At 38.2% G+C, this 10101-nt stretch carries 9 protein-coding genes and 2 other annotated features; of the genes, 3 read left to right on the top strand and 6 right to left on the bottom strand.

What is annotated here, in order from left to right; translation table 11 throughout:
* Positions 1-1721 (bottom strand): SF1B family DNA helicase RecD2 (gene recD2 / locus AC3AX0_RS02590; protein ID WP_487548743.1); only part of this gene is annotated, 1721 nt, incomplete at its 3' end.
* A 455-nt stretch (positions 1722-2176) separates the two neighbouring features.
* On the opposite strand from recD2, the gene AC3AX0_RS02595 reads away from it, so the two are divergent.
* From AC3AX0_RS02595 to AC3AX0_RS02605, 3 genes are all read left to right on the top strand, one after another.
* A complete protein-coding gene (locus tag AC3AX0_RS02595; RefSeq protein WP_487548744.1) occupies positions 2177-2965 on the top strand; it encodes an acyl-[acyl-carrier-protein] thioesterase in 789 nt (262 codons plus the stop codon).
* Positions 2966-3098: 133 nt separating this feature from the next.
* Positions 3099-3539 (top strand): NfeD family protein, encoded by a 441-nt coding sequence (locus AC3AX0_RS02600; protein ID WP_487548745.1) that lies wholly within the window; start codon positions 3099-3101, stop codon positions 3537-3539.
* Positions 3540-4469 (top strand): SPFH domain-containing protein, encoded by a 930-nt coding sequence (locus AC3AX0_RS02605; RefSeq protein WP_487548746.1) that lies wholly within the window; start codon positions 3540-3542, stop codon positions 4467-4469. It abuts the gene before it with no gap.
* Positions 4470-4591: 122 nt separating this feature from the next.
* On the opposite strand, the gene AC3AX0_RS02610 is transcribed toward AC3AX0_RS02605, so the two are convergent.
* From AC3AX0_RS02610 to AC3AX0_RS02630, 5 genes are all read right to left on the bottom strand, one after another.
* Complete coding sequence (locus AC3AX0_RS02610; protein WP_487548747.1) at positions 4592-4843, bottom strand: CPF_0552 family protein; 252 nt, start codon at positions 4841-4843, stop codon at positions 4592-4594.
* A gap of 241 nt (positions 4844-5084) precedes the next feature.
* Positions 5085-5302: a binding site (T-box leader), on the top strand.
* A gap of 527 nt (positions 5303-5829) precedes the next feature.
* Complete coding sequence (leuB, locus tag AC3AX0_RS02615; RefSeq protein WP_487548748.1) at positions 5830-6885, bottom strand: 3-isopropylmalate dehydrogenase; 1056 nt, start codon at positions 6883-6885, stop codon at positions 5830-5832.
* A gap of 49 nt (positions 6886-6934) precedes the next feature.
* Entirely contained in the window at positions 6935-8479 is a 1545-nt protein-coding gene (locus tag AC3AX0_RS02620) for a 2-isopropylmalate synthase (RefSeq protein WP_487548751.1), read from the bottom strand.
* 96 nt (positions 8480-8575) lie between these two features.
* Positions 8576-8814, bottom strand: a binding site (T-box leader).
* Between the two features lie 44 nt (positions 8815-8858).
* Entirely contained in the window at positions 8859-9596 is a 738-nt protein-coding gene (locus tag AC3AX0_RS02625; RefSeq protein ID WP_487548749.1) for an ABC transporter ATP-binding protein, read from the bottom strand.
* A partial coding sequence (locus tag AC3AX0_RS02630; protein ID WP_487548750.1) for a hypothetical protein occupies positions 9580-10101 on the bottom strand: 522 nt, incomplete at its 5' end. The genes AC3AX0_RS02625 and AC3AX0_RS02630, both read right to left, overlap by 17 nt.

A 10101-nucleotide genomic window follows, 5' to 3' on the forward strand; every position in this document is an offset into this window, starting at 1 on the left:
CTGTCAGACTCAGGATTCAAGGTCGCCTGGAGCATCCTGTTAAGCTCTATTGTTCCTGAGGTTCCCTTCTTCATTGGAGACAGCACCTGAATGTCTTCAAGGCTGTTTAAGCCATAGTGAGATGTAAGCCTGTCGGAACATAGCGACACTATTGTTTCACCGATTTTTCCTTCTTCTGCCTTTATGAAGAAAAAGTCGCCATCCTTTATATTGTATGAAGGTGCTTCACCCATGTTTATCTTGTGGGCGTTGACCTTTATGAGACTTGTTTCCGACTGCCTGAATATCTTGTCAAGCTTGGTTGAAGGTATAACTCCCGACTCTATTATGTCCTTAAGAACATTACCAGGTCCCACTGATGGAAGCTGGTCAACGTCTCCAACAAGAACAAGGCTTGTTCCAGGTTCTATTGCCTTAAGCATGGAATTCATTAGAAGAATATCCACCATTGATACTTCATCTACTATTATTGCATTATATTCAAGGGGAGATTCGTCGTTTCTGTTGAAGAACAGTGAGTTGGTATCCTCGCTGAAGGTGTATTCCAAAAGCCTGTGAATTGTCTTGGCCTCCCTTCCGGAAGTTTCAGTTATCCTTTTGGCAGCCCTTCCTGTCGGTGCACAGAGAGCAGGATCCCTTCCCATTTCCTCAAAAACCCTTATTAGAGTGTTTATGACTGTAGTTTTTCCAGTTCCAGGACCTCCAGTAATAATTGATACCCCATTTTCAAGGGCTTTAACTATACCTTCTTTCTGCTTTTCCGTAAGCTTCCTCACATTTTCCTTTTCTATATTATTTATTATCTTGAGTATATCCTTCTCTTTTTCAGGCTGATAGTTGGTATAGAGATTCACCAGCTTGTTGGCAGTACCGGATTCTGCATAATAATATGGAGTATGGTATATACATTCAACATCGTTGATATTCTCCACAAAGATTTGTCCCCGAAAGGCCATGTTTGATATTACTGCATCAATATAATCTATCCTTACGCCCAGTACTGATTCAGCCCTTTCCTTTAAAAAAGACTTAATTACATAGGTATGTCCTTCAGAAGCAGATTCTATGAGTACGAATCTTATTCCTGCCTCAATCCTGAATTCAGAGTTCCTATCAATACCCATAGTCCCTGCAACCTTGTCAGCCAGTTTGAATCCTATACCGTTGATTTCCTCCGCAAGCTTGTAGGGATTGTCACTTACCTTTTCAACTGTTTCTGCACCGTATTTCTTGTATATCCTAATACCGTACGAAGGTGATATTCCATATTTCTGGAGATACATCATTATCTCCTTGATTTCAATCTGATCCCTGAAACTTTCAGTGATTATGGCAGCCTTCTTTTCACCTATTCCATCCACTTCTGTAATAAGTCCTGGATTGTACTGCATTATTTCAAGAGTCTTCTCACCAAAATGCTCCACAAGCCTTCTGGAAGTGGATTTTCCTATTCCTTTTATAAGTCCCGAAGAAAGATATTTTTCTATTCCCATTAATGTATCCGGAAGTATTATCTCATAGCTTTCAACATGAAACTGCTTGCCATACCTCTTGTGGTATCCCCATTCTCCCGTAAGGCACATAGTTTCCCCTTCGCTAAGATTCGCAAAGGTACCTGTAAAGGTGACAACATCCTCGTCAGTATCCATTATTCCTACAGTATATCCATTTTCTTCGTTATGGTATATTATCTCTTCTATTGTTCCATTGTGTTTTTCCATTAGTCCACGTCCTTAATTGAATACCTGCGGCATGGAGCCTATCAGTATCTCGTAACTGCCTCATCCAGAGGCGACTAGATACATTATATGATTTAAATAAATTTGGGTAAAGAAAAACTTTTTATTTAAGTAGAATTTAAATCGCAAAACCTTCTTCAAATCGTGATATAATGAAAGGAGAATTAGCTTTAACTCTTTTGAAATAATGAAGTTTCAATGCGAAGCAAGTTTCGTAATTATTCACTCAATAAAAAGTATCTCGTTGAAGCGTTTTCGATACTTTTCATCTCACAAGAAAGCGGCTTTGCCGCGTTAATTGCACAAGCAATTATTAAGATGCGTAGAAAGTTTCCCCCTGAGCATAATACCAATGCTTCAAGGGATTATGCATTTTTAACTTTCTTAAGCTATGAATAAACTCAACTTTGCTTAGCTCTGAAACTAGGAGGGAATATATGCCTATAATGAAAACAACAAAAAACTATGAAATTCTTTGCTTTTACACGGACTCCAAGGACAAGCTTTCGCCTAAAGCCCTTGTAGGCATCTTCCAGGATGCAGCCTCCAACCAGTCAAACTTCCTTGGGGTAGGATACGACTATATGCAAGCCCACAACCTTATCTGGGTACTTCTTAAATACAATATAGTCATAAACAGGATGCCCAAGTTCAGGGAAAAAATCAAGGTAGTCACCTATCCAATGTATTACGAAAGATTTTATGTCTACCGTAAATTCGAGGTCTATGACGAAAATGAAAACCTCATCTCTTATGCCTACTCCACCTGGACCATAGTCAATGTTGAAACAAAAAGACTGTGCAGAATTACCAGTGACCTTACCAAAGCCTACAGTTTCACAACAAAGGAGAGATTTTTTGAAAAGATATCTTTCAACAATATTGAAAAAATCAAGGAAGCCGACATAGAAAAGAACTTCCAAATCAGATATCTGGACATCGACCACAATCTCCATGTAAACAATACAAAGTATGTTGCCTGGGCAATAGAGTCCGTACCCTTTGAAATAGCAACTAACTGCGACCTTTCCCATATGGATGTAATCTACCGCAAGGAGATACAGTACGGAAATACAGTGGATATAATGAGCAAAATCAACGACTTCGATGACAAAGTTGAAATAATCCACATGGTAAAAAGCGAAGCTGGCGACCTTCTCTGCCAGCTGAAAACTATATGGTCTAAAAAAAATGGAAACAGTGAAGAAAACAATGGAAACAATTAAACAGCAAGGGTGATGATCCTGTGTAAAAGTTAATTAATATTAATTTTTACAATTTGTTCATATATTTTTATATGATTTAATGATAAAATATATTTATCCAAACAGTGATTTGATCACTTAAGAAGGAGGAAATATGAACCCAGTAGATTTCATTTGGATAATAGCTGCCATAATATTCATAATTATTGAAGCTGCAACAATGGGTCTGGCAACAATATGGTTCGCTTTTGCATCAATAGCAGCCTGGCTTGTTCAGATCATAGGAGTACCACCCCTTGGACAGATTGCCGTATTTCTCATAGTCTCTGCAGTATTGCTTTATTATACCCGTCCAATAGCATTGAAGTATTTCAAGGTTGGAAGGGTGAAAACAAATGCTGATCGTCTTGTTGGAGAGACAGGCAAGGTAACAGAGGAAATTGACAATTTAAATGCTAAAGGTCTTGTTAAGATTTCAGGCCAGATCTGGACATCAAGATCATTGGAAAACAAGGTAATTCCCGTCGAAACCCTTGTACATGTTGAAAGCATCGACGGAGTAAAACTAATAGTTACTGAATTGGAGGATAATTAAATGCCACAAATAGCAGGTTTCATAGTACTCGTTGTAGTACTAATAATCGTAGTAGTAGCAAATATCAAAATCGTACCCCAGGCGAATGCTTTCGTACTTGAAAGACTTGGTGCCTACGGTACAACATGGAATACAGGCCTTCACGTGAAATTGCCCTTCCTTGACAGAATCGCAAGAAAGGTATCTTTGAAGGAACAGGTTGTGGATTTTCCTCCCCAGCCCGTAATCACAAAAGACAATGTAACAATGCAGATAGACACCATAGTTTTCTTCCAGATAACAGATCCAAAGGCATTCACCTATGGAGTTGAAAGACCTCTTTCAGCAATCGAAAATCTAACTGCAACAACACTGAGAAACATCATTGGTGATCTTGAACTTGACGAATCACTTACCTCAAGAGAAATCATCAATACGAAGATGAGAAGCATACTTGACGAAGCCACTGACCCTTGGGGAATCAAGGTAAACAGGGTTGAGCTGAAAAACATCATGCCTCCTTCTGAGATCCAGGATGCAATGGAGAAGCAGATGAAAGCCGAGAGACAGAGAAGGGAATCCATCCTGAGAGCAGAAGGAGAAAAGAGATCTGCAATCCTTGTTGCTGAAGGTCACAAACAGTCTATGATCCTTGAAGCGGAAGCAGACAAGGAAGCTGCAATCAGAAGAGCCGAAGGTGAAGCGAAAGCAATAGTAACTGTACAAACTGCAACCGCAGAAGGTATCAAGAAAATTATTGAAGCTGCTCCTACAAAAGAAGTCCTTACACTTAAAAGTCTTGAAGCATTCAAGGAAGCCGCAAACGGCGCTGCCAACAAAATTATTATTCCTTCGGAAATCCAGGGAATAGCTGGTCTTGTATCTTCACTTACTGAAATTGTAAAAGAAGACCAAATAGAAGATAAAAAAGCAAACAGTACTGAAAGCTAATAATAATGAAAGCTGTAATAAATTGAACCAAACTATAACAAAAACTCCAAACCGGTTGAGAATCCGGATTCGGAGTTTTTTATTTCTAACTGTTTTTTCTATTCTCAATTTATTTTTTCTGTCTAGAATCTCATACTCTTTACAACAACGCCTTCTATTACGTCAAGCTTCTTAATAAGCTCTTCCGCGCTTTCGTTGCTGTTGTCTACCATTTCAAGTATTAGTAGTCCCTTTTCAGTACAGCTTACATCTGCATGCTGGTGCATTCCCAATCTAGTCTTGATATGACAACCGTATTCTGTCAAAAGCTTCTGAACATTTTCCGCAGCTTCGCTTCTTACATCAATTTGAATACCCATAATTATCTTTTCCATAAACACCCTCCAGTTTCGTTTTAGGTAATGTTTCTTATGAAAATATCTACACACCCTTAAGATATATTATATCATACTTCAGCATTCACAGAAACAGGAGTTTTCACTTCCATTTCAATGTTTGTGCAGTATATTGTTCACGTAGTACATCAAAACGGTTTTTTGGATACAATATACAATGATGCGGTTTTTCAGTACAATCCTGTTGACAAATTGTTAAATTTCTGTTACAATCATATAAATTAAAGCTTTGAAAGAGAGTCTACTTTCCCCAATTGCTCATAGAGAGCCGGTATCGCTGAAACCCGGCAGCAAAGGAATAAAGATATCACTCTGGAGCCGTTTCGGTGAATAATCAGCCGGGACCGTATGACCCCGTTAAAGGTCTAGGTTTGTTAGAACCGATAGAGAGGCACTCAGTGCAACCAAGGTGGTACCGCGGATTATTTCGTCCTTGAAGATTAATTCTTCGAGGGCTTTTTTATTGGATGTCGACACCTCGCTGAAAAAACGATTGTATAGACCTACAAAAATAGAGAAAGGAGAATATTATGTATAACGAAAAACCTCTAACAGCAGAAGAAAAAGAATTGGCAGAACTTTGGGAATCAGTTGAAACTATAAATCATTTTGGAACTGGACAGTTTTCAGATGACAAGTAAAACTCGTATATTATAGATATACTTAAAGGTAGTAAAAAATCAATAATGAAAGGAGAACAATATGAATAAGGATAGATCTTTAACCCAAGAAGAAAGAGAATTGGCAAAAATGTGGGAATCAGTTGAAACTATGAATCATTTTGGATGCGGACAATATTCAGAAAGCAAATAACTTAATTAAGGAGGATATAATGGAAAGTGATATTAACATTGACCTCATTGCCGTAAATGCAACATAAAAAGAATCTATTGAGATTATAATCCAATAGATTCTTTTTTATTGTTTTAATTATTCAATTTTACTTCTTGATTAAATTTTACTTTCTATATAAACTCTATGATTCTATCTGTAATTTCAGCAGTAGTAAGGTAGCTTTCTTCCTTGCTTATGTCTGCGGTTCTGTTACCTTCACTAAGAGCTTTCTTTACTGCATCGTCAATCATTGTAGATTCTGTTTCCAATCCAAATGAATATTTAAGCATCATAGCTGCTGAAAGTATTGTAGCAATAGGATTCGCCTTGCTCTTGCCTGCAATATCAGGTGCTGAACCATGGATAGGCTCAAACATTCCAAAGTTCTGCTCTCCCATTGAAGCTGATGGAAGAAGTCCTATGGATCCAGTTATCACGCTTGCCTCGTCTGAAAGTATGTCTCCAAACATATTTCCTGTAAGGATTACATCAAACTGCTTCGGATTTACTATAAGCTGCATTGCAGCATTGTCTACATAAAGATGCTCAACCTTAACCTCAGGATATTTTTTCGCAGTCTTTTCAACTGTTTTTCTCCAAAGTCTTGATGAATCAAGAACATTTGCCTTGTCAACACTTGTTACCTTCTTGTTTCTCGTCATTGCTATTTCAAAAGCTCTTTCTGCTATTCTTGCAACTTCATATTCCCAGTACTCCAAACAGTCATAAGCGTGGCTTCCTTCTGTTGCTCTCTTTCCAAAGTATATTCCACCAGTTAGCTCTCTAACTATTACAATGTCAAGTCCGCCTTCAACGATCTCATCCTTGAGAGGACATGCATCAGCAAGCTCTTCAAACATTACTGCAGGTCTTATATTTGCATATAATCCAAGCTCTCTTCTCAAAGTAAGAAGGGCTTTTTCCGGTCTCAATTCTCCCTGAAGGTCATCCCACTTAGGTCCACCAACAGCACCAAGCATCACAGCATCGCTTTCCTTGCAAACTTCAAGAGTCCTTTCTGGAAGATTGACTCCCTCTGCCTCTATTGCCGCTCCACCAGCCAAAAGCTCTTCGAATTTAAAGCTGTGGCCACACTTCTCTTCAACTGCCTTCAGTACCCTTACGGCCTGATCTATTATCTCAGGACCTATTCCATCACCCTTAATTAGTGCTATTTTGTATTCCATTTTATCCTCCAGTTTTCATTTTATCCATATTAGATTAATTGTATTTGTTTTATCCTATTTGTTCTTCCTGCTTTTCTTCATATATCATTTTATTTACAGCATTTACATAGGCCTTGACACTTGCCTCAACGATGTCCGTAGAAAGACCTCTACCGATATATACATTTGAATTTTCATTTCCTATTTCCCTAAGCTTTACTGTAGCATCACCAAGGGCATCCTTGCCTTCAGTTACAGAATCCATTGACCAGTCTTCCAGTTTCAGTTTTTTGCCTACAATCTTTTCTATGGCCTTAAAAGCTGCATCTATTGGTCCGTCTCCAGTACTAACTTTCTCAATAGACTTGTTCCCTACCTTCATCTTTACAATAGCAGTTGAAGTGATTGTATTTCCAATGTTAATAACAAATCTTTCAAGTTCCACTTCTTTGGGAACGGCTACGTTTTGTCTTGAAACAATTGCATCAATGTCTCTTTCATGTACTTCCTTCTTCTTGTCTGCAACATCCTTGAATCTAGTAAAGGCTTCTGCAAGCTCTTCTTTTGTAAGGGTGTATCCCATTGTTATAAGCTTGTCGTTGAATGCATGTTTACCAGAGTGTTTTCCAAGAACAAGCTTGTTCTCACTAAGTCCTACAGACTCCGGTGTCATTATTTCATAGGTTTCTTTATTGCTCAACATGCCGTGCTGATGAATTCCAGATTCGTGAGCAAAGGCATTCGCTCCAACAATTGCCTTGTTTGGCTGTACCTTCACACCAGTAATACTTGACAATAACTCGCTTGATCTCATGATTTGAGTAGTATCTATATTTACTGTATATGGGTAGATGTCTTTTCTTGTATTAAGAACCATGGCAATTTCTTCAAGAGATGCATTTCCAGCTCTCTCTCCGATACCGTTGATTGTACATTCTATCTGAGTTGCTCCTGCCCTAATTGCTGAAAGGGAATTCGCAACACCAAGCCCCAAGTCATTGTGGCAATGTACGGAAATGTCCACCTTCTCAAGTGCTGGACACTTGCCTCTAATCTTCATCAAGAAATCGTAGTATTCTTCAGGTGTTGTATATCCTACAGTATCAGGAATATTTATTGTTGTAGCTCCTGCATTTATTACCCTTGTGAATATCTTTGCAAGGAAATCAACATCACTTCTAGTGGCATCTTCAGCAGAAAACTCTATGTTTGAAAGATATTTTTTTGCATGTTTAACCATTTCTTCTGCCCTGTCCATTACTGCTTCAGGAGACATTTTAAGCTTGTATTCCATATGTATTGGCGAGGTTGCTATGAATGTATGAATCCTTGGACTTACTGCACCCTTTACACTTTCCCATGCCTTATCTATATCATCTTTGTGTGTTCTGGCAAGACTGGCGACTGTTGTATTTTCTATAACTCCTGCAACTTCCTTTATAGCAAGCAAGTCTCCAGGTGAAGCAGCAGCAAAGCCCGCCTCTATTATGTCAACATTAAGTTTTTCGAGTTGCTTTGCCAATTGAAGCTTTTCTTTTAAATTCATGGAACAACCCGGTGATTGCTCTCCATCTCTCAAAGTAGTGTCGAAAATTTTAATACTTTTACCCATGATTTTCTCCTCTTTTTTATCATTTTTTTATTTAGCTAAAATCTGGTTCCCATTAATCAGATTTGGTTTTACATACAAAAAATCCCGTCTCTGACTTACGTCAGAGACGGGATGTATTTACCCGCGGTACCACTCTGTTTATATAGATATACTATATCCATATCTCTTATCCGAGTTCAATCAAACTCTTAGCCTGTAACGTGGCATCCGTATTTTCCTACTGTATTCAGAAAATCTGCTCTGGAGTGAGTGTATTTTCACGACTGTATCGATTTCCACCACCATCGACTCTCTGAAACATGTCTTTTGAAAACTTTTTTCTCCATCACTGCATTTATTTATTGAAGTGATTTTAGCACAAATGTTACATATATGTCAATAACTATTTTACTTTTTCGTCATTTTTTAGATGAAGGTAGAATATTTCATGATAAAGTTCCTCAAGACTTGTAGTATTCCCTTCCTTCTGAAGAAGCTCATTCTTTTTACCAGAAAGAACTATCCTTCCTTCCGAAAGAAAATAGAAATCCGTGCAAAGTTCTTCCAGAAGTCTCATCTGATGGCTTGTCATTACTATGGTCATTCCATTGTGTTTCAAGTTTTTCAGAATTATAGAAAGATCAGATATTCCCTTTATGTCCACACCTGCTGTAGGCTCGTCAAGTATGAGTATTTCAGGATTCTTCAAAAGTTCCGTTCCTATATTTAGGCGCCTCTTCATTCCTCCCGAAAGCTTTTTGACTTTCTTGCCCTTAACTTCCAAAAGTCCCAGACTATTCAATACTTCTTCCATCCTTTGGGAAGCTTCCCCCGATTTAAGACCATACAGGCCTGCAAAGAACCTCATGTTGGCTCCAACGGTCAAGTCGCTATAAAGGGCGATTTCCTGAGGCACATAGCCTATTTTCCCTCTCATTGAGGAAACAGGTTTACCTTCTATTAGAATACTGCCCGACTCATGTCTTGAAAGTCCGCATATGATTTTTAGTACAGTAGTCTTTCCCGTTCCATTGGGACCAATTATTCCTGCAAACTCTCCATTATCCATATGCAGGTTCAAACCTTTAAGTATCTCTTCCTTGCCGAATTTTTTCCTTATGTCTTTAAGATCTACGTTCATAATGCTTCCTCCCCGTAATATTCATTGAAATAATAAATAATATCAATACCGTTTGTATAGCAAGTTCCTTTATAATCCTTGTAGTATCAATGCTGATTTCCCTCTTCAAGAATGATGATATTATATGATCCTTTATAGCCATTCCCGGAATGAATGAAAACATTTCGGGAATCCTAACGCTTAGGATATCGCCGCTGTACATCCAGTTTCCAAGAAGCCATATGGCTATGACAAGATAGGGAACAGCCATCTGGTAATCCGGTCTCGTTCTGAATATATGGGAAAGAGCTGTTGCAAGGACGGATATTGACATTGAATATATAAGAAGATCCATTAACACAATAAAAATATTCAGATGACTAAAAAAGACCAGCTTCAATAATAAAAACTGAAGTGTCGAAATGACAAATATCATAAGTCCTATGCCAACAATGTTTCCAGCCGAATATCCTACACTACTAACTCTTGACATTCTTATTCTTTCAATAATCCTGCCGTCCCTGTC

This window comes from Dethiosulfatibacter sp. (assembly GCF_983023055.1).